18 protein-coding genes and 1 pseudogene are annotated in these 17,341 nt (G+C 65.9%); 8 read left to right on the forward strand and 11 right to left on the reverse strand.

Going from position 1 to position 17,341, the window contains the following annotated elements; translation table 11 throughout:
• Positions 1 to 14 precede the first annotated feature (14 nt).
• Positions 15 to 761, reverse strand: coding sequence for a substrate-binding periplasmic protein (locus tag G9C89_RS17145; protein ID WP_172150171.1), 747 nt, complete (start codon positions 759 to 761; stop codon positions 15 to 17).
• 325 nt (positions 762 to 1,086) lie between these two features.
• Between G9C89_RS17145 and G9C89_RS17150 the strand changes: the two genes are divergently transcribed.
• Together G9C89_RS17150 and G9C89_RS17155 are read left to right on the forward strand one after the other, a co-directional pair.
• Positions 1,087 to 1,326 carry a CDGSH iron-sulfur domain-containing protein gene (locus tag G9C89_RS17150; protein ID WP_172150173.1) on the forward strand — a complete coding sequence of 80 codons (240 nt, stop codon included), beginning with the start codon at positions 1,087 to 1,089 and terminating at the stop codon, positions 1,324 to 1,326.
• A 31-nt stretch (positions 1,327 to 1,357) separates the two neighbouring features.
• Positions 1,358 to 2,203, forward strand: coding sequence for an SDR family oxidoreductase (locus G9C89_RS17155; protein WP_172150175.1), 846 nt, complete (start codon positions 1,358 to 1,360; stop codon positions 2,201 to 2,203).
• A 148-nt stretch (positions 2,204 to 2,351) separates the two neighbouring features.
• On the opposite strand, the gene G9C89_RS17160 is transcribed toward G9C89_RS17155, so the two are convergent.
• Together G9C89_RS17160 and G9C89_RS17165 are read right to left on the reverse strand one after the other, a co-directional pair.
• Positions 2,352 to 2,786: a VOC family protein gene (locus G9C89_RS17160; protein ID WP_172150177.1), complete on the reverse strand. Its 435-nt coding sequence runs from the start codon at positions 2,784 to 2,786 to the stop codon at positions 2,352 to 2,354.
• A gap of 43 nt (positions 2,787 to 2,829) precedes the next feature.
• Positions 2,830 to 3,492: a YciC family protein gene (locus G9C89_RS17165; protein ID WP_172150179.1), complete on the reverse strand. Its 663-nt coding sequence runs from the start codon at positions 3,490 to 3,492 to the stop codon at positions 2,830 to 2,832.
• Between the two features lie 152 nt (positions 3,493 to 3,644).
• Between G9C89_RS17165 and G9C89_RS17170 the strand changes: the two genes are divergently transcribed.
• Together G9C89_RS17170 and G9C89_RS17175 are read left to right on the forward strand one after the other, a co-directional pair.
• Positions 3,645 to 4,124: an NYN domain-containing protein gene (locus G9C89_RS17170; protein WP_172150181.1), complete on the forward strand. Its 480-nt coding sequence runs from the start codon at positions 3,645 to 3,647 to the stop codon at positions 4,122 to 4,124.
• Positions 4,125 to 4,172: 48 nt separating this feature from the next.
• On the forward strand, positions 4,173 to 4,790 hold the full coding sequence (locus G9C89_RS17175; RefSeq protein WP_172150183.1) for a 3'-5' exonuclease: 618 nt from the start codon (positions 4,173 to 4,175) through the stop codon (positions 4,788 to 4,790).
• 122 nt (positions 4,791 to 4,912) lie between these two features.
• Here the strand turns inward: G9C89_RS17175 and G9C89_RS17180 are convergent, their stop codons facing one another.
• Genes G9C89_RS17180 through G9C89_RS17190 form a run of 3 tightly spaced genes read right to left on the reverse strand, consistent with a single transcriptional unit; the run spans position 4,913 to position 6,884 of the window.
• Positions 4,913 to 5,530 (reverse strand): TPM domain-containing protein, encoded by a 618-nt coding sequence (locus G9C89_RS17180; RefSeq protein WP_172150185.1) that lies wholly within the window; start codon positions 5,528 to 5,530, stop codon positions 4,913 to 4,915.
• 26 nt (positions 5,531 to 5,556) lie between these two features.
• Positions 5,557 to 6,282, reverse strand: a complete 726-nt coding sequence (locus G9C89_RS17185) for a TPM domain-containing protein (RefSeq protein WP_172150188.1) — start codon at positions 6,280 to 6,282, stop codon at positions 5,557 to 5,559.
• Positions 6,282 to 6,884: a LemA family protein gene (locus G9C89_RS17190; protein WP_172150190.1), complete on the reverse strand. Its 603-nt coding sequence runs from the start codon at positions 6,882 to 6,884 to the stop codon at positions 6,282 to 6,284. Before G9C89_RS17190 ends, G9C89_RS17185 begins: the two co-directional genes overlap by 1 nt.
• A gap of 171 nt (positions 6,885 to 7,055) precedes the next feature.
• Between G9C89_RS17190 and G9C89_RS17195 the strand changes: the two genes are divergently transcribed.
• Positions 7,056 to 8,393 carry a DEAD/DEAH box helicase gene (locus G9C89_RS17195; RefSeq protein ID WP_172150192.1) on the forward strand — a complete coding sequence of 446 codons (1,338 nt, stop codon included), beginning with the start codon at positions 7,056 to 7,058 and terminating at the stop codon, positions 8,391 to 8,393.
• Positions 8,394 to 8,437: 44 nt separating this feature from the next.
• Here the strand turns inward: G9C89_RS17195 and G9C89_RS17200 are convergent, their stop codons facing one another.
• The 3 genes from G9C89_RS17200 to G9C89_RS17210 form a co-directional block, all read right to left on the reverse strand.
• Positions 8,438 to 9,844 carry a CSLREA domain-containing protein gene (locus G9C89_RS17200; RefSeq protein WP_172150194.1) on the reverse strand — a complete coding sequence of 469 codons (1,407 nt, stop codon included), beginning with the start codon at positions 9,842 to 9,844 and terminating at the stop codon, positions 8,438 to 8,440.
• Between the two features lie 328 nt (positions 9,845 to 10,172).
• Positions 10,173 to 11,501, reverse strand: coding sequence for a TIGR03862 family flavoprotein (locus G9C89_RS17205; protein ID WP_172150196.1), 1,329 nt, complete (start codon positions 11,499 to 11,501; stop codon positions 10,173 to 10,175).
• 298 nt (positions 11,502 to 11,799) lie between these two features.
• Entirely contained in the window at positions 11,800 to 12,012 is a 213-nt protein-coding gene (locus tag G9C89_RS17210) for a DUF3079 domain-containing protein (RefSeq protein WP_172150198.1), read from the reverse strand.
• A gap of 81 nt (positions 12,013 to 12,093) precedes the next feature.
• On the opposite strand from G9C89_RS17210, the gene G9C89_RS17215 reads away from it, so the two are divergent.
• Both G9C89_RS17215 and G9C89_RS17220 read left to right on the forward strand, forming a co-directional pair.
• Complete coding sequence (locus tag G9C89_RS17215; protein WP_172150200.1) at positions 12,094 to 12,273, forward strand: hypothetical protein; 180 nt, start codon at positions 12,094 to 12,096, stop codon at positions 12,271 to 12,273.
• A 90-nt stretch (positions 12,274 to 12,363) separates the two neighbouring features.
• Entirely contained in the window at positions 12,364 to 14,502 is a 2,139-nt protein-coding gene (locus tag G9C89_RS17220) for a NosR/NirI family protein (RefSeq protein ID WP_172150202.1), read from the forward strand.
• Positions 14,503 to 14,747: 245 nt separating this feature from the next.
• Here G9C89_RS17220 and G9C89_RS17225 read toward each other — a convergent pair whose 3' ends face one another.
• Positions 14,748 to 16,175: an MFS transporter gene (locus G9C89_RS17225; protein ID WP_172150204.1), complete on the reverse strand. Its 1,428-nt coding sequence runs from the start codon at positions 16,173 to 16,175 to the stop codon at positions 14,748 to 14,750.
• A gap of 143 nt (positions 16,176 to 16,318) precedes the next feature.
• Here G9C89_RS17225 and G9C89_RS17230 point away from each other — a divergent pair, with 143 nt between their 5' ends.
• Positions 16,319 to 17,209 carry a LysR family transcriptional regulator gene (locus G9C89_RS17230; protein WP_172150206.1) on the forward strand — a complete coding sequence of 297 codons (891 nt, stop codon included), beginning with the start codon at positions 16,319 to 16,321 and terminating at the stop codon, positions 17,207 to 17,209.
• On the opposite strand, the pseudogene G9C89_RS25265 reads toward G9C89_RS17230, so the two are convergent.
• A pseudogene (locus G9C89_RS25265) lies at positions 17,209 to 17,340 on the reverse strand (hypothetical protein); the annotation flags it as partial. The gene G9C89_RS17230 and the pseudogene G9C89_RS25265 sit on opposite strands and share 1 nt — an antisense overlap.
• Position 17,341 lies beyond the last annotated feature (1 nt).

Genomic DNA, 17,341 nt, shown 5'->3' on the forward strand with positions numbered 1-17,341 from the left:
GTAAAGACAGGTTGCTAGGGCAGGCGCAGATCCTCGCCGGCTGCCTGCAGTTCCTGGTAGGCACGATCCAGCGCATCGCGCAGGGCTTCGGCGTCGGGAGCGTGGCGCGAGACGATCAGCTTCAAGGGCACGCGTTGCAGCTGTACATAGGGTAGCTCGCTCATGCCCAGGCGCCGTCGGGACTGCTCCACTGGGAGATGGTAGTCCAGCAGAAAGTCGCCGCGGCGACGCTGGAGCATTTCCAGGGCGGCGCTGTGGGTGGTGGTGCGGTGTTGGCGGATCGCCAGGGCCGGGTCGTTGAGCAGTGCATTGGTCTGCGGCCAATAGCTGTAGCCGTTGATCATGATGACTCCGCGGCCTTGCAGGTCGTCGGGAATGCGTGGCAGCAGGGTGTCGCGGCGGAAATACAGGTTGAGGACGATTTCCCCCAGCTGCGTGCGGGTTTCCAGGGTATGTCCGCTCAGCTCCGCTTTGCCGGGCGCACCGGGCCAGACCTGCACACTGCCATCGCGCAGGCTGTTGTACAGGCGCGCGCTCGGGTAGGAGCGCAACTCGGCCTGGTAGCCGGCGTGCTCCAGCAGCCGCTTGGTCAGGTGCAGGATCGCGCCTTGCGGGCGGCCCTGGCTGTCGCTGTAGGAATAGGGTGGGAACTCATAAAAGCCGACCTGAATCGGCGAAGCCGGGCCGTCGCTGGCGCTGTGAGCCGGACTCGCGCTGCCCCAGAGGACAGCGACAAGGGCGAGGCAGAATATTCTGGGCATTGATCAGGGCTGCGGCGCTTGGCCGTCTTGTCGTTATAAAACAATCACCTGTACGAGCATGACGATGCGCGGCAGCGGTTGTCCAGCGGCATCTATAGTCAGCCTAGTCGAGCGTTGCTGGCAGCGGGCGCCCTAACCACGAAAAGCATCGCCAATGGCAAGGCTGGCAGCCTGTCGGACTCGGGGTACACAGGACGCAGGGCCAGCCCAGGGAGTGCATGGACTATGCTGAAAAAAACCGAGAGGCTGGCGTGCAACGGGTGGGTGAGGCTGTGTGCCGCCGACTTTGCTGGTGTGGATTGGTATGGTGAAGTGAGGAGCTAGCATGACCGAGCCGCTGATTGCCCAACGAGGCCCCTTTGCGGTCGAGGTGTCGGCCGGAAAAAACTATTTCTGGTGCCGTTGCGGGCGTAGCGCCAGCCAGCCGTTTTGCGATGGCAGCCATAAGGGCACTGATATCACGCCGCTGAAGTATCATGCCGAACAGAGCGACACCCTGTATTTTTGCGGTTGCAAGCATACCCAGACGCCGCCCTGTTGCGACGGTAGCCATAACAAGCTGTAGTTCAAGCAGCCAGCACAGCCGGGGGCAAACCATGTATCGCAAGGTCTTCGCCAGTAAAGTATTCGATCGCAAGGTGGTGTTGATCAGCGGCGGCTGCGCCGGTATCGGCCGCGCCCTGGCCGTGCGCCTGGCTCAGGCCGGCGCGCGCCTGGTGATTCTGGATCTGCAGCAGCAGGCGCTGGACAGTCTGGTGCAACACCTGGCCGATCATCACAACGCCGAGGCGCTGGGGCTGGTCTGCGATGTCGCCGATGCCGAGGCGGTGCAGCGCGCCGTCGCCCTGGCCGTCGAGCGCTTCGGCGGGGTCGACGTGCTGGTCAACAATGCCGGGATCACCCATCGCAGCAGCTTCGCCGACACCGAGCTGGCGGTGTTCCAGCGGGTCATGGCGGTCAACTACTTCGGCGCCCTGCATTGCACCAAGGCGGCGCTACCCAGCCTGTTGGCCCGCGGTGGGCAGATCATCGTGCTCAGTTCGTTGTCCGGTTTCTCCCCGTTGCTTTACCGCAGCGCCTACAACGCCAGCAAGCATGCCCTGCATGGCCTGTTCGAAACCCTGCGCTACGAGCTGAAGGACAGCGGGGTCGGCGTGATGCTGGTCTGCCCCGGCTTTACCGCCACCGACCTGCGCAAGAACGCCCTGGTCGGTGACGGCTCGGTGGCCCCGCAGCCGCCGCTGGCGATGGGCAAGGTGGCCTCGCCGCAGGACGTCGCCGAAGCCATCTACCTGGCGGCGCTCAAGCGCAAGCGGCTGTTGATCCTGTCCAACGTCGACTGGCGCGCGCGCATCCTGGCGCGCTTCTTCCCGCGCCTGTTCGAGCGGGTGCTGCTGCCGCGTCTGTCCGGCATGAAGCCGCAACGCCCGCGCCGCGCTTGAACGGCGGTCCGGGCGGCGATCGGAGCGCAGCGATAACCCGCCAGCTTTTGTGCCGCGCCGCCGAACCACGGTGCACTGCCTGCGGCGAGCGACACCCTGATTGGTCGGAGCCCAGAGCGTTTGCAGGTGGCCGCAATTGGCGGGGTTCTCAGTCTTCGGCCGGCGCGATATACAGCTCATAGACCTGTTCCAGATCCCAGTACGTCGCTTCGATCTTGTGCCCGTCGAGGTCGCGGACGAAGCAGCCGTAATAGGGTTCGCCGTATTCGGCACGCGGACCGGGCTCGCCTTCGCCGACTGCGCCGGCGTCCAGGGCGGCCTGGTAGAAGGCATGCACGGCGGCCTTGTCTGGCGCGACAAAGCCGAAGTGAGTGCCGTTGCCGACAGTCGCCGGCTGACCATCGATGGGCGTCTGCACCCAGAACTCCGGGTATTCGCGGCCGTAGGCCACCGCCCCTGGGTGGGCGAGAATGCGTTTGCAGCCAAGGGATGGCAGTACCCGGTCGTAGAAGGCTACGGCCTGGTCGAACTGGTTGGTGCCGAGCGATACATGCGACAGGCAGCTGGGGTTGGTGTCGGCCATGGGGGGCTCCTTGGAGATTGACCCCTAACAGCCTAGCCCGAATTTATTCCTCTGCCGGCAGGCTGCCGCGCAACATGAACAGGCGAAACAGCACCACGCTGGCGAACAGCTGGAGAAAGCCGTTGGCGCTGTCGAGCAGCAGACTGAGCAGCACGTCCGCTTGCGCGCCCTCGGCCGGTTGGCTGGCCCAGGACAGCAGCCACAACGGCAGCATGACGCACAGCACGCAGGTCAGAATCTGCCAGAAGTAGCCGCTGGTCAGTTCGAAACTCTCATGCAGGGCTTTTATCGGGCTCAGCCCACGCAGCACCAGCAGGTACTCGGCGAATGCCAGCTTGATCATGAGCCACAGGCCCGGCAGCACGAACAGCGAGGCGCCGAGCATGATCGCCAGGGTGCTCAGGCCCGCCAGCAGGGCAAAGCCCGGCCACAGGCGCAGGCTGGCGGCGAGCAGGTCGCGGTTGGCCGGCGCCTCGCCGCGGCTGCGCGCATCGAGGAACAGGATCAGCGCTCCGGTGTACAGCGGATAGAACAGCAGGCCGACCAGAATGCCGTAAGCCGCCGCCGTTTCGACCCCGACCCGAGCGCTGACGACCTGCTGCACCAGCGCTTCGAGCACCACCAGGGGCAAGCACAGGCGGGCGATCGCCGCCAGATTGTGGCTGAAGAAAAACCAGGCATCGCGCAGGACGTGAAAGGCATTCATGGGCAGGGATCGCGGTCGAGTGAGCAGGGCGCCACTCTAGCCGATCGTGGCATGCGCTCCAAATTCAGCGCGCACCGGTTGCGCAGGCGGGCAAGCGAACCGGGTGGATCTGGCATACTGGCCGGCGTTTGTTACCGCCAAGAGGATTACCGGTGAAGAAAATCGCCGTATTCGCCGATGTACAGAACCTCTATTACACCGTGCGCCAGGCCTATGGCTGCCACTTCGACTACGCCGCGCTGTGGGCCGACATCAGCCAGCACGGGCAGATCGTCGAGGCCTATGCCTACGCCATCGACCGTGGCGACGCCAAGCAGCAGCAGTTCCAGCAGATCCTGCGCAACCTCGGTTTCACCGTGAAGCTCAAACCCTATATCCAGCGCAGCGACGGCTCGGCCAAGGGCGACTGGGACGTCGGCATCACCATCGACATCATGGACACCGCGCCGCGGGTCGACGAAGTGGTGCTGGCGTCCGGCGATGGCGATTTCGATCTGCTGCTGGAGAAGATCCGCAGCAGCTACGGGGTCGAGGCCGTGGCCTACGGCGTGCCGGGGCTGACCGCGCAATCGCTGGTGCGGGCGGCCAGTCGTTATGTGCCGATTGAAGGCGCGTTGTTGTTGCGCAGCTAGTCGTTGAGACGTTAGCCGTTAAGAAATCAGTCGTTGAGAAACCGATAAATGCTCGAAGCACCGATAGCCGTCCTCGATTTTGAAACCACTGGCATGTCGCCGGCGCAGCAGGCGCGCGCCACCGAGATCGGCGTGGTCATCGTCGAAGGCGGGCAGATAGTGGCGCGCTACCAGAGTCTGATGAACAGCGGCGCCTGGGTGCCGCCCTTCATCGAACAGCTCACCGGCATCAGCAACGCCATGCTGCGCAACGCCCCGCCGGCGGCGCAGGTGATGCACGAGGTGGCGGATTTCGTCGGCGACATCCCCTTGCTGGCGCACAACGCCTCCTTCGACCAGAAATTCTGGGATGCCGAACTGGCGCTGATCCGGCGCAAGCGGGTGCAGCCGTTCGCCTGCTCGCTGCTGCTGGCGCGACGCCTGTTGCCGATGGCGCCGAACCACAAGCTCGGCACCCTCAACCGCTGGGCACAACTGCCGGACACCGGCCAGGCCCACCGTGCGCTGGCCGATGCGGAGATGGCGGCCAACCTGACCTGCTTCATGGCCGCGCTGTTGCGCGAGCGCCACGGCATTGCCGCAGTTTCCCACGAGTTGCTCTGCAGTCTGCAGAAGGTGCCGGCGGCCAAGATGGCCCAGGCACTGCAGCGGCTGCGCGGGTTCTAGCAGGTTGGAGAGTCCTGTGAATCCTATGTTTATGCGCAAGCCTCGCAGGACGTAGGAGCCGTAGGAGCGGTGGACCTGCACTGAGCACAGGATCTACGCGTTGCGCTTTCCCGTGGAGCCCCTCAGGGCAGGATCACCAGGCGGTTGGGCAGTTCGTTGCGCTCGTGGGTGGCCGGCACGTGCTGCTTGAGCTGCTCGCCGCAGGCCTGAATGCAACCGAGAAAACCTTCCAGGGTCTGGCCCTGTTTCACCCGCTGGGTGAAGTCCGCGACTATGGCCTGCCAGGTCGCGTCGGGCAGCCGGTTGGAAATCCCCCGGTCGACCAGAATCTCCACATAGTGCTCGGCCTCCGAGACGAAGATCAGCATGCCGGTCGCCCCAGTGGTGTGATGCAGGTTGTGCTCGAGAAACTGCCGGCGCGCCAGGTTGGAGGCGCGCCAGTGGCGCACCGCGGGCGGGATCAGGCGGCTGGTCAGCGCGGGAATGCGCAGCAGCAGGCTGACGCCGGCGAAGGTCAGCCACTGCACCAGCAGCAGTTCCTGGGCGCTCAGCCAGGCGAAGAAGTAATTCAGCGCGCCGGGCAGCAGCAGCGCCACCAGGCTGGCCCAGAGCAGCGGGATATAGGTGTAATCGTCCGCCCGGGCCGCCAGCACCGTGACCAGTTCGGCATCGGTCTCGCGCTCGACCGCGCTGATCGCCTGGGCGACCTGGCGTTGTTCGCTTTCACTCAATAAAGCCATGGGGTCTGTCTACTCGTTGAATTGAATTACCAGCCGCCGGAAGCACCACCGCCACCGAAACCACCGCCGCCACCGCCAAATCCGCCCCCGCCGCCGAAGCCGCCGCCCGAGCCGCCGCGGCCCAGCCCGGCAGCCAGCAGCCCGCCGAGCAGCAGGCCGCGTCGCCCGCCGCGGCCACCGCCGATCAGGCCCATGACGATCAGCAGCAAGACGAAGAAGGGGATCGCCTTGGCCTGTTTGTCCTCTGGCGCGCTGCTGGCAGCCAGAGGCTCGCCGCCGAGCACCTGGAGGATCGCCGCCACGCCGTCGTTGATGCCCTTGGCGTAATCGCCGGCCTTGAAGGCCGGGGTGATGATCTGGTTGATGATCACCGAGGATTGCGCATCGGTCAGGCGACCCTCGAGGCCGTAACCGACCTCAATGCGCAGCTTGCGTTCGTCGCGGGCGACCAGCAGCAGGGCGCCGTTGTCCTTGCCCTTCTGGCCGATGCCCCAGTGCCGGCCCAGCTGGTAACCGTAGTCCTCGATGGCAACGCCTTGCAGGTTCGCCACGGTGACCACCACCAGTTGCTCGCTGCTGGCCTGCTCGTGCGCCGCCAGCAGTTGGCTCAGGCGCGCTTCGGTTGGCGTATCGAGCAACTCGGCCTGATCGACCACCCGCCCGCTGAGCGGCGGGAACTCGGGTTGCGCCTGGGCCATCCAGGCCCAGGCGCACAGCAGCAGGAACAGTGGCAGGCGTAGCGTGGCTGCCATCAGAATTTCACTTCCGGCGCTTTATCCGCCTCCGGGGTGGTCGCCTCGAAGTTCTCGCGCAGCGGCATGTCGCTGTACATCAGGCTATGCCAGATGCGCCCGGGGAAGGTGCGGATCTCGGTGTTGTAGCGCTCGACCGCGGTGATGAAGTCGCGTCGGGCCACGGCGATACGGTTTTCCGTGCCTTCCAGCTGGGACTGCAAAGCGAGGAAGTTCTGGTTGGACTTCAGGTCCGGATAACGCTCGGAAACCGCCATCAAGCGGCTCAGGGCGCCGGTCAGCTGTTCCTGGGCCTGCTGGAACTGGCGCATCTTCTCCGGCTGGTCCAGGGTGCTGGCATCGACCTGGATGGAGGTGGCCTTGGCCCGCGCCTCGATCACCGCCACCAGGGTTTCCTGCTCCTGCTTGGCGAAACCCTTGACGGTTTCCACCAGGTTGGGGACCAGGTCGGCACGCCGCTGGTACTGGTTCTCCACCTGGGACCAGGCGGCCTTGACCTGTTCGTCGTAGGTGGGAATGTTGTTGATGCCGCAGCCGCTGAGCAGCGCAGCCATGACCAGCAAGGTCGCCATGCGCCCGCCGAAGCCGTATCTCGATGTCATCTGCATGGTCCGTCGATTTCCGTTCAGTCATGAATTATAGACGCTCACCCTACCTGTCCCCTTGGCGATAAGCCAATCGCGCCGCCCGCGCAACAGAAACGCGATGGCCAGCCCGGGGCAGGGTAAACTGCGCGCATTCGCACTTTCGTGTCCCACGTTCCGGTTACCCTCATGACCTTCGCTTCCCTCGGCCTGATTGATCCCCTGCTGCGCACCCTCGACGGCCTCGGCTATGCCACCCCCACCCCGGTGCAGGCCCAGGCCATCCCGCCGATCCTCAAGGGCCTCGACCTGATGGCCGCGGCGCAGACCGGCACCGGCAAGACCGCCGGTTTCGCCCTGCCGCTGTTGCAGCGGCTGATGATGGAAGGCCCGGTGGTGACCAGCAACTCGGTGCGCGCCCTGGTGCTGGTGCCGACCCGCGAACTGGCCGAGCAGGTGCAGCAGAGCTTTCTGACCTACGGCCAGAACCTGCCACTGCGCAGCTATGCGGTGTACGGCGGGGTCAGCATCAACCCGCAGATGATGACGCTGCGCAAGGGCCTCGACGTGCTGGTCGCCACGCCCGGGCGCCTGCTCGACCTGTACCGGCAGAACGCGGTCAAGTTCAACCAGCTGCAGGTGCTGGTGCTCGACGAGGCCGACCGCATGCTCGACCTGGGCTTCGCCCGCGAGCTGCAGGACGTGTTCGCCGCGCTGCCGAAAAAGCGCCAGACCCTGCTGTTCTCCGCGACCTTCTCCGAGGCCATCCGCGCCATGGCCAGCGAGATGCTGCACGACCCGCTGAGCATTTCGGTCAGCCCGCGTAACGCCGCGGCCAAGTCGGTCAAGCAGTGGCTGATCCCGGTGGACAAGAAGCGCAAGACCGAACTGTTCCTGCACCTGTACCAGAGCAAGCGCTGGAGCCAGGCGCTGGTGTTCGTCAAGACCCGCAAGGGCGTCGACGAGCTGGAAGGCGAGCTGCAGCGTCACGGCATCAGCGCCGATGCGATCCACGGCGATAAGCCCCAGGCCACCCGTCTGCGCGCCCTGCAGCGGTTCAAGGATGGCGAGATCAAGGTGCTGGTGGCCACCGACGTGGCGGCCCGCGGCCTGGACATCGACGACATGCCGCTGGTGGTCAACTTCGACCTGCCGATCGTCGCCGAAGACTACGTGCACCGCATCGGCCGCACCGGCCGTGCCGGCGCCACGGGCCAGGCGGTGTCGCTGGTGTGTGCCGACGAGGTGCAGCACCTGTCGGCCATCGAGACCCTGACCCAGCAGGTCCTGCAGCGCATCGACGAGCCGGATTTCATCCCCGACCACCGCGTGCCGCAGACCCTGGCCGGCGGCCAGGTGGTGAAGAAACCGAAGAAAGCCAAGAAGCCGAAAGTGGTCGGCGGCGGCAAAGGCGGCAGCCTCGGCCGCTGGCTGGAAAGCGACGAGCCCGCCGCCCCCGCGGTCAAGGCCGTACGCAAGGTGCCGAGCTTCGGCGGCAAACCGGTCAAGGGCGGCCGCAAAACGTAGGTTGGGCCAGGTAGCGCGCCTAACCCGCCATACAGTCGCGAACCCTACGGTCTGGCCCGCTCAAACGCGCCCAGGTCGCAAACCGCCACCCCGTCGCCATCGCCGTCGCGCGGTCGGGTCAGGCGGCGCTGGTCGTGCTGGGTGCAGGAGCCAACGCCGCTGTCCAGCGCCAGGCTACCGCGGCGCAGGGCATAGCTCTGGGTGCGGCCGTTGTTGTCGGCCAAGGGCAGCAGCAACTGGGTGAACGTCTGCTCGTAGGGCAGGTAAAGATCGGCCGAACAGTTGCTCGGCTCGCTATTGAGCAGCAGGCCGATGGCTTGATAACGATACCTGGGGCCTTGGTTGCGGCAGTTGGTCACCTCGTCGCCAAAAAAACCGAGATTGCCGGCGATCAGGCTGTTGCGGATCAGCAACTGGCCGCTGTTCTGCACGCCGTAGCCGTTGTTGCCGGCGATGGTGACGTTGATCAGCGTGGCCTTGGGATCATTTTCCGGTGGGTTGCTGTAGTAGCCGTTACTCAGCGCGCCGCCGGTGCCTACGTGGCCGTTGAGGGTGCTATTGCTCAGCTTCAGCTCGCCGTTGTCGTCGTTGCCGATGGCAAAGCCGCGACCGCCTTCCGAGCCGCTGTTGGCGACGAAGGCACTGCGGGAGATATCGGCCAGCCCGCCGTTGAAGATGCCGCTGCCGACGGAGCGTTCGGCTTCGTCCGAGGCCTGGTTGCGCAGGAAGTTGCTGTCGCGCACCAGCAGGTTGCCGCGATTGAAGATGGCGCCGCCGCGGCCGAGATTGTCTTCCAGATCGCCGCGCGAGCGGTTTTCCAGAAAGTCCGACGAGTAGACCTCCAGGCTGCCGTAGTTGGCGATGCCGCCGCCCTGGCCGTAGCTATAGCCTTCCTCGCCGACGATTTCGCGAAAGTCCGGATTGATGGTCGCGGCATGGTTGCCTTGCACCCTGACAGATTGCAGGCGCAGAAGGCCATGGTTCTCCGCCGCAGCGCCGTTGAACGCCGTGCGGCCGTTTTCCAGGGCCAGGCGTTGCAGGTTCAGGCTGGCGCCGCTCAATACTTCCAGCAAACGGTCGTTGCGGTAGGGCGGCTGCGTTGGGTCGATGCCGCTGATGATGGTCGACTCGCTGCCGGCGCCGCGGATGCTCAGGGCGTCGCCGATATCCAGGTCGCCATTGAGGTTGGCATCCTCGTCATAGCGAATTCCCGGTTCGCCAAATTCGGCGAGCAGGCTCAATACATAGCGCCCGGCTGGCAGCAGGATAAGGTCGGCGCCGGGCTCGCGATTGGCCGTGCTCACCGCATCGCGCAGCGAACAGTGGGCATCGCAGAAACTGTCATGCTCATCCATCGTCGTGGTGACACGCCATTCGGCGGCCTGCAGCGACAAGGCGCAGCTACAGAGTGCGACGGCGCCCAGGCAAAGGCTGAAACGCTGGATAGGCATGGTGATTCTCCGGCTCAGATCGAGGGCCGAGCGAAGCGGGCAGGTTTGCGCGTGCTGGCGGTCAATGCTTGGCTGAATAGAGACCGGGATTGCTGTGGCCTAGTTCCTGTGTGCTCGGCGATCCGCTGCTTCGAATACCTAGGTTGGGCCGGGCCACGCTGGCTGAGCTCGACGAAGCCCAACAACAGAATTCGACGCAGTGTCCGGGCAGCGCTACGTGCTCTTCGTTGGGCTTCGCAGTCTCAGCGCCAACCTACACCCGCGGGCCCTCAGCACTTGCGGTGGGGCAGGGCGCGCGATGCTGAAGGCCGCAGGGCTATCGCTGCGCTCAATCGTCGTAGGGTGCGCCGTGCGCACCAGGGTGACGGGGTGCATGATCGGACTCTGGATGATCAGTGTATTCGGTGCGCGCGGCGCACCCTGCGGTGGGTAACCACTCCAGCATGCCCAGCCCGGCCGCCCGGCCGCTGGCGAAGCAGGCGGTGAGCAGGTAGCCGCCGGTCGGCGCTTCCCAGTCGAGCATCTCGCCGGCGCAGAACACCCCGGGCAGTTGCCTGAGCATCAGCCGCGCATCCAGCGCCTCGAAGGGCACGCCGCCGGCCGTGCTGATCGCCTCGTCCAGTGGTCGCGGCCTGACCAGGGTCAGCGGCAACGCCTTGAGCGCGGCGGCCAGGCGGGCGGGATCGGCGAAGCAGTCGGCCGGCGCCAGTTCGCGCAGCAGCGCGGCCTTGACCCCGTCGATGCCGACCTGGCGGTGCAGGTGCTTGGCCAGCGAGTGCGAGCCGCGCGGCTTGGCCAGTGCGGCTTGCAGCTTGGCCAGCGGGCTCTGCGGCAGCAGGTCGAGATGGACCCTGGCCGTGCCCTGGCGGTTGATCCGCTCGCGGATGGACGCCGACAATGCGTAAACCAGGCTGCCTTCGACGCCGCCGGCAGTGAGCACGAACTCGCCCTGGCGCGGCGTTTCGTCGTCCAGGCGCAGGCTGACGTTCTTCAGCGGCGCGCCGGCGAACCTGTCGCGCAGCAACGGGCTCCAGCCGGCCACCTCGAAGCCGCAGTTGCTCGCCTGCAGCGGCGCAATCTCGACTCCGCGTGCCTGTAGCAGCGCCACCCAGGCACCGTCGGAACCGAGCCGCGGCCAGCTGCCACCGCCCAGCGCCAGCAGGGTCGCATCGGCCTGCACGGCGGTTTCCCCGGCGGGCGTGGCGAGGCGCAGGGCGCCGTCGGCCGTCCAGCCCAGCCAGCGCTGGCGGGTGTGGAGCGTGACGCCCAGTTCGCGCAGGCGCTTGAGCCAGGCGCGCAGCAGCGGCGCGGCCTTCATGTCGGTTGGGAAGACCCGCCCCGAGGTGCCGACGAAGGTGTCGATGCCCAGGCCGTGAATCCAGGCGCGCAAGGCGTCGGCATCGAACTCGGCGAGCAGCCGGGCGATCTCCTCGCGGCGCTCGCCGTAGCGCGCGAGGAACGCCGGCTTGGCTTCCGAGTGGGTGATGTTCATCCCGCCCACCCCGGCCAGGAGGAACTTGCGCCCGACCGAAGGCATGGCGTCATACAGCTCGACCCGGACCCCGGCCAACGCCAGCACCTCGGCGGCCATCAGCCCGGCCGGGCCGCCACCGATGATGGCGACGCGAGGGACGATGTGCTGGGCCGGGTCGGTCATGGGCGAGGCGCTGATAATGGCGGGAGAGGGCGCATTCTACCCGAGGGCGCCATCCACCAGCAGCAGGCAGTGGATAAGCTCGAACTTTGCAGGATGGTGCGGGCCGCCTAGGCTTGAGCGCAGCGATACCCATCATAGGCATCAGGGTCAGGCATGTAGCCCGGATGCAACCCGAGAAGCCTGTTGCAGGCGGCGACCACTCCCGGGCTATGGCCCTGCACTTAGCGCAATCCGCTGCTAAGGGGATGCGGAGGATTACCCAAATGGTGCTACACCGCGGCGTTCCTGTGTTTACGACTCAGAGCGCTTCGTCCTCCGGCTTCTGCGGCTCGCTCGGTGGCTCGATACCCCAGTCGCCGAACAGGTACCAGTCCTCTCCGAGCATTTCGGCCGGGTGCATGGTGCGGTCGGAACCATTGCCGCAATCCAGCGACCCCGCCGGGCAATACCTGTCGCAGCCCCAGCAGACGCGCTCGGGATGCGGTGGATGTAAGGGAAACTTTTTGGCCATGCTCGCCTCCTGGGTATTAACAGGCCGTTGAAAAACTACTGCGCTCGGCTATGCGGCGTTGAAAGCAGCCTCGGAATGCTCATGTACAACTCGTACACTGCGCTTCCTCGGCTGCTTTCGCCTTGCCTAGCCGTCGCTCGCTACGTTTTTCAACAGCCTGTTGCGGCCGTTGCAGCAAGGCTACTCCTGTCGCCGAAAGAAGCGCTTGATCCCGCGCAAGAAGCCCAGGCGCGGCTGCAGATCCCGCTGTTCTACGACTGAAGTAGCGGTCGAACTGCCGGCAAGTCGCATGGCGCCCGGCTGCACGCTGGATAGCATGGTTCGATAAGGACAAAACCGCCGAGGCGCGCCATGCCATCCTGCTTCAGCCGCTTCCCCTGCCTGCGGGTGCTGATGCTGGTGTGCGCGCTGTTCAGCCAGCCGCTGGCCGCCGAGGCGTTGCAGGGCGAGATCCTGCAGTTGTTCCCGAAGGCCACGCGGGTCGAGCCCAAGCAGGCGGCGCCGCCGGTCTACAGCGTCTACCAGCTCGACGAACTGCTCGGCTACGCCTTCGAGTCCAGCGACTACTCCAGCCTCCAGGGTTTTTCCGGCAAACCCATCCGCCTGCTCATCGGCATGGACCCGCAGGGCGTGCTGGCCGGGGTGAGGGTGCTCGAACACCACGAGCCGGTGTTTCTCTATGGCCTGGGGGTGCAGCCGCTGCTGGACTTCGTCGAGCAGTACCGGCAGCACCCCATCAGCCGGCCGATCATCGTCGGCGGTCGCCGTGCGGACAGCGCGGACGGCGAGTCGACCATCCAGTTCGACGGCGTCAGCAAGGCCACGGTGTCGGTGGTCATCCTCAATGAAACCGTGCTGCAGGCGGCGCTGAGCGTCGCCCGGCAACTGCTCGACGGCTTCGCCAGCGGCCCGCTGGCCACGCCGAAAAGCGAGCTGTACCAGCCCATGGACTGGCAGCGCCTGCTCGACAACGGCTATGTGCAGCGCTGGACGCTGGGCCGCGAGGAGGTCGAGGCCCAGCTGGGGCATGCGCTGAGCGACTACCCCGAGTTCGCGCTGGAGGACGACGGCGGCCCCTTCAGCGAACTGCATTTCGCCTACCTCAATGCCCCGAGCATTGGCCGCAACCTGCTCGGGGCGGCTGGTTTTCAGCAGCTCGGCGAGCAATTGCAGCCCGGCGAGCAGGCGCTGCTGGTGCTGTCCAGCGGCCTGTATCGGCATGTCCCGGCCGATTTCACGCCTGCCACCGCGGCCAGTCGCCTGGTGCTGGTGCAAAACGGCCAGGCCATCGAGCTGTACGACATGCACTTCAATAACGGCGAAGTGCTGGCGACGCTCGCCACGCCGCTGCAGGAGGTGGACGCGCACATCTTCCGCATCAAGCCCCACGCCGCCTTCAACCCGGCGCAGCCCGCCGCCCTGCAACTGAACGTCAGCCTGCGGCGCAATCACCTGGTGGAGAGCAACAGCCACTTCAGCCGGGCGTTCCAGCTCGACCAGCAGCTGTTCGATATCCAGCAGGCCGTCGCCCCGGCCGAACCGGTGCCCATCTGGCTGCGCATGTGGCTGGAGCGCTGGTGGCAGATCGCCCTGCTGGTCGGGGCGCTGATCCTGCTGAGCGGGGTATTCGTCTTCCAGCACCGCATCAGCGCACACAGCCGCGGCTTTCACCTGCTGCGTGGCGGCTTCCTGCTGTTCACCTTGGGGTTTATCGGGCTCTACGCCCAGGGCCAGCTGTCGGTGGTGAATATCTTCACCCTGCTGCAGACCCTGTGGGACGGCTTCGACATCCGCGTGTTCCTGATGGACCCGCTGATCTTCATCCTCTGGAGCTTCACCTTCGTCAGCCTGTTCATCTGGGGCCGCGGCCTGTTCTGCGGCTGGCTCTGCCCCTTCGGCGCCCTGCAGGAAATGCTCGGCTGGGTCGCCAAGCGCCTGCGGATCAGGCAGTGGAAAATCGCCGATCGTAGCCACCAGCGCCTGCAGAAGCTCAAATATGCAATCCTGCTCGGCCTGCTGCTGAGCGCCTTCTACTCCCTGAGCCTGGCCGAACGCCTGGCCGAAGTGGAACCCTTCAAGACCTCGATCACCCTGTTCTTCGTGCGCAGCTGGCCGTTCGTGCTGTATGCCGTGATCCTGCTCGGCCTGGGCCTGTTCGTGCACAAGTTCTACTGCCGCTACCTCTGCCCGCTCGGCGCCGGCCTGGCCGTGCTCGGCAAGTACCACCTGTTCGCCTGGCTCAAGCGCATCGACGCCTGCGGCAACCCCTGCCAGCACTGCAAGAACCACTGCGAAATCGGCGCCATCGAGCGCGATGGCCGCATCGACTACGACGAGTGCATCCAGTGCCTGGAATGCATCGTGAGCCTCAACAACGACGACCAGTGCGTGGCCACCATCAGCGCGCGCAAGAAGGCGGAAAAGACCGGCAAGCAGGGCGGCCGGGACAGGATCATCGTCAGCGACTGGCAGCCGGAACAAGCCGGCTAGGGCAGGGCGGCTCGCCGCGTGCCGGTGAGGAAATGCCGCCCCGTAGGATGGTGCGGGCGGCGATCCGTCGGGCCACGTAGGTTGAGCGCAGCGATACCCATCGCGAGTCATCATGAAGGGGTTGCTTGGCCATTCGCTCCATCATTCTGGCTAAGGGCCATGAAGATAAATGCACGGCCCCTTTTCTCATAAGCAAAGACAAGACCCGCACCTCTGCCCCTGCGGATGCTCATGAACGCTAGCGCTCAGCCCATCCTGCGGGCCAGCGCACGGCTTGCAACCGCGATGGCCAGCGCGGCGGCGCTCAGCACCAGGGTGACCGCGAAGGTGTTGCGCATACCGCTGGCAACGGCCTGGGGATGCGCCGTGGCGATGTCGCTCGTCGCCGAGGTGAGCACGAACACCGCGCCCATCGCGGATGCGCCGGTGATAAGCCCGAGATTGCGCGACAGGTTGAGCATGCCGGAGATGACGCCGCGTTGGTCCGAGGCCACAGCGGTCATGACCGCGGTGTTGTTGGCTGTCTGGAACAGTGCGTAGCCCATGGTGAGGATAACGATCGGGGCAATGTAGCCGCCGATGCCGAGCCTCTCCGGTATCACCGATAACAGCAGGCAACCGGCCGCCATGCCGGCGAGCCCGACGATGGTCATGCGTTGGGCGCCAAAACGGTCCGCGATGCGACCTGCCGGCACGGCCGTCAGCGCAGAAACGAACGGCCCGACCGATAAAACCAGTCCCACCCGAGCGGCGTCGAGCCCGAGCCCATGCGCAAGATAGAAAGGCCCGACCACCAGAGTCGCCATCATCACCGTCGAGACCAGCGCGCTCATGGCGAGGCTGCCACTCAGCAGCGGATCGCGAAACAGCGCCAAGCGAATCAGCGGTGATGCGACCCTCGCCTCGACAAAGACGAAGAGGCCGACGCCGACGGCAGCAGCCAGCAGCAGGGCCATGTCGAGCCCACGGCCCATCGTCATGGCCAGCGCGTAGGCCGCGAGCGTCAGCGCCAGCAGCAGCGTGCCCAGCGGGTCGAAGCCGCCACGCCCGGCCTTCGGCGTGTGCCGATCGACGGGCAAGTAGCGCTGCGCGAGCAGCAAGGTCAGGGCGCCCAGCGGCACGCTGACGAGGAAGATGGCCTGCCAGCCGAACCTGGCGATCAGCACGCCGCCGAGCGACGGCCCCAGCGCGGTACCAATCGCCGACATGGTCCCGAGCAAGCCAATGGCGCTGCCGGTCTTGGCCTTCGCCACCGTCTCGCCAACAAAGGCCAGGGTCAGGGCCATCATGATCGCCGCACCGAGCCCCTGTAGCGCCCGCGCGCCGATCAGCAGCCACAAGGTGGGCGCGAAGCCGCACAGCGCCGAGGCCAGCGTGAACAGGAATATCCCGGCCAGGAGCAGGCGCCGCCGGCCAATCAGATCGCCGAACCGGCCGACGCTGACGATCAGGGTGGTGATGGCGAGCAGATAGGCGATAACCACCCACTGCACGTCCTGGAAGGAGGCGTCGAACGCCTGGACCAAGGTCGGCAAGCCGACATTGGCGATGCTGATGCCAAGCGAGGACAGCAACATGGATAGCGACAGGCTGGCGAGCGCCAAGCGAACCGCAGGCGTCCGTTGCGCACTGTCCGCTACGGCCTCAGCTTGTCCTGCAATAACCGGCTTCATCAGGCCCTCCTTTGTTCTGGCCACTCCCGAAGCGGAGCTGTCGGAAATCTACGCCGGCGGGTAACCTGGCGGAAGGCGCAGCATTTGCAGGTTATTCGTGCGTTTGACGCGCTATCAAAATCACGCCATTCCAGGGCCGACCGATGTCCACACCCGATCTCAATTTGCTGGTCACCCTCGATGTGCTGCTCGCCGAAGGCAGCGTGGCACGCGCCGCCAAGCGCTTGCGGCTGAGCCCGTCGGCGATGAGCCGGGCGCTGGCACGCTTGCGCGACACCATGGGCGACCCGCTGTTGGTCCGGGCCGGACGCGGCCTGGTGCCCACGCCCCGAGCGCTCGAACTGCGCGAGCGGGTCGCGCAACTGGTGCAGGACGCCGAAGCGGTGCTGCGCCCCGCCGCACAGATCGACCTGAAACAGCTGGTGCGAACCTTCACCCTGCGCAGCAGCGAAGGCTTTGCCGAGAACTTCGGGCCGGCGCTGATTGCGCGCATTGCACAGGAAGCGCCTGGCGTACGCCTGTGCTTCATGCAAAAACCGGATAAAGACAGCACGCCCCTGCGCGACGGCACCGTCGACCTGGAAACCGGTGTCGTGGGCCAGGACGCCAGTCCGGAATTGCGGACCCAGGCCTTGTTCCGCGACCGCTTCATCGGCGTCGTGCGCCTGGGCCACCCGCTGAGCCAGGGCGAGGTCACGCCGGCCCGTTATGCGGCTGGCGGGCACATCTACGTTTCCCGCCGCGGGCTCGATAAGGGCCCGATCGATGAAGCCCTGAAGTCGCTAGGCCTTGCGCGGGAGGTCGTGACGATTGTCGCCGGCTTTTCCACCGCACTCGCCCTGGCCCGCGCCACCGAACTGATCGTCAGCGTCCCGGAACGGCACACCGCCAGCCTGCGCGCCGGCATGTACAGCTTCCCGCTACCGTTCACCCTGCCGACATTCACGGTCGCCATGCTCTGGCACCCGCGAATGGACGCCGATCCGGCGCATCGCTGGTTGCGCGGGTGTCTGCGGGAAGTTTGTGCGCAGTAGATCGCCCTGAACCTGCTGCCGTCGATGGTCGCAAGCGCTTCAGAGAACAGGCCAAGCTGCTGGCACAGCACCACGAGCGGCCTACAGACGCCGCGGATTGCCGTGCCGTTATCCTTGCGGAAGTTGGCTATG

The sequence above is a fragment of the Pseudomonas tumuqii genome, assembly GCF_013184545.1.
GTDB classification, from domain to species: domain Bacteria; phylum Pseudomonadota; class Gammaproteobacteria; order Pseudomonadales; family Pseudomonadaceae; genus Aquipseudomonas; species Aquipseudomonas tumuqii.

Coding starts and splice junctions, on each gene's coding strand:
- G9C89_RS17225 (WP_172150204.1), bottom strand. CDS start 16,175: ATGAAGCCGGTTATTGCAGGACAAGCTGAGGCCGTAGCGGACAGTGCG.
- G9C89_RS17230 (WP_172150206.1), top strand. CDS start 16,319: ATGTCCACACCCGATCTCAATTTGCTGGTCACCCTCGATGTGCTGCTC.
- G9C89_RS17210 (WP_172150198.1), bottom strand. CDS start 12,012: ATGGCCAAAAAGTTTCCCTTACATCCACCGCATCCCGAGCGCGTCTGC.
- G9C89_RS17205 (WP_172150196.1), bottom strand. CDS start 11,501: ATGACCGACCCGGCCCAGCACATCGTCCCTCGCGTCGCCATCATCGGT.
- G9C89_RS17180 (WP_172150185.1), bottom strand. CDS start 5,530: ATGGCTTTATTGAGTGAAAGCGAACAACGCCAGGTCGCCCAGGCGATC.
- G9C89_RS17185 (WP_172150188.1), bottom strand. CDS start 6,282: ATGGCAGCCACGCTACGCCTGCCACTGTTCCTGCTGCTGTGCGCCTGG.
- G9C89_RS17145 (WP_172150171.1), bottom strand. CDS start 761: ATGCCCAGAATATTCTGCCTCGCCCTTGTCGCTGTCCTCTGGGGCAGC.
- G9C89_RS17160 (WP_172150177.1), bottom strand. CDS start 2,786: ATGGCCGACACCAACCCCAGCTGCCTGTCGCATGTATCGCTCGGCACC.
- G9C89_RS17195 (WP_172150192.1), top strand. CDS start 7,056: ATGACCTTCGCTTCCCTCGGCCTGATTGATCCCCTGCTGCGCACCCTC.
- G9C89_RS17150 (WP_172150173.1), top strand. CDS start 1,087: ATGACCGAGCCGCTGATTGCCCAACGAGGCCCCTTTGCGGTCGAGGTG.
- G9C89_RS17175 (WP_172150183.1), top strand. CDS start 4,173: ATGCTCGAAGCACCGATAGCCGTCCTCGATTTTGAAACCACTGGCATG.
- G9C89_RS17220 (WP_172150202.1), top strand. CDS start 12,364: ATGCCATCCTGCTTCAGCCGCTTCCCCTGCCTGCGGGTGCTGATGCTG.
- G9C89_RS17200 (WP_172150194.1), bottom strand. CDS start 9,844: ATGCCTATCCAGCGTTTCAGCCTTTGCCTGGGCGCCGTCGCACTCTGT.
- G9C89_RS17190 (WP_172150190.1), bottom strand. CDS start 6,884: ATGACATCGAGATACGGCTTCGGCGGGCGCATGGCGACCTTGCTGGTC.
- G9C89_RS17215 (WP_172150200.1), top strand. CDS start 12,094: ATGTACAACTCGTACACTGCGCTTCCTCGGCTGCTTTCGCCTTGCCTA.
- G9C89_RS17165 (WP_172150179.1), bottom strand. CDS start 3,492: ATGAATGCCTTTCACGTCCTGCGCGATGCCTGGTTTTTCTTCAGCCAC.
- G9C89_RS17155 (WP_172150175.1), top strand. CDS start 1,358: ATGTATCGCAAGGTCTTCGCCAGTAAAGTATTCGATCGCAAGGTGGTG.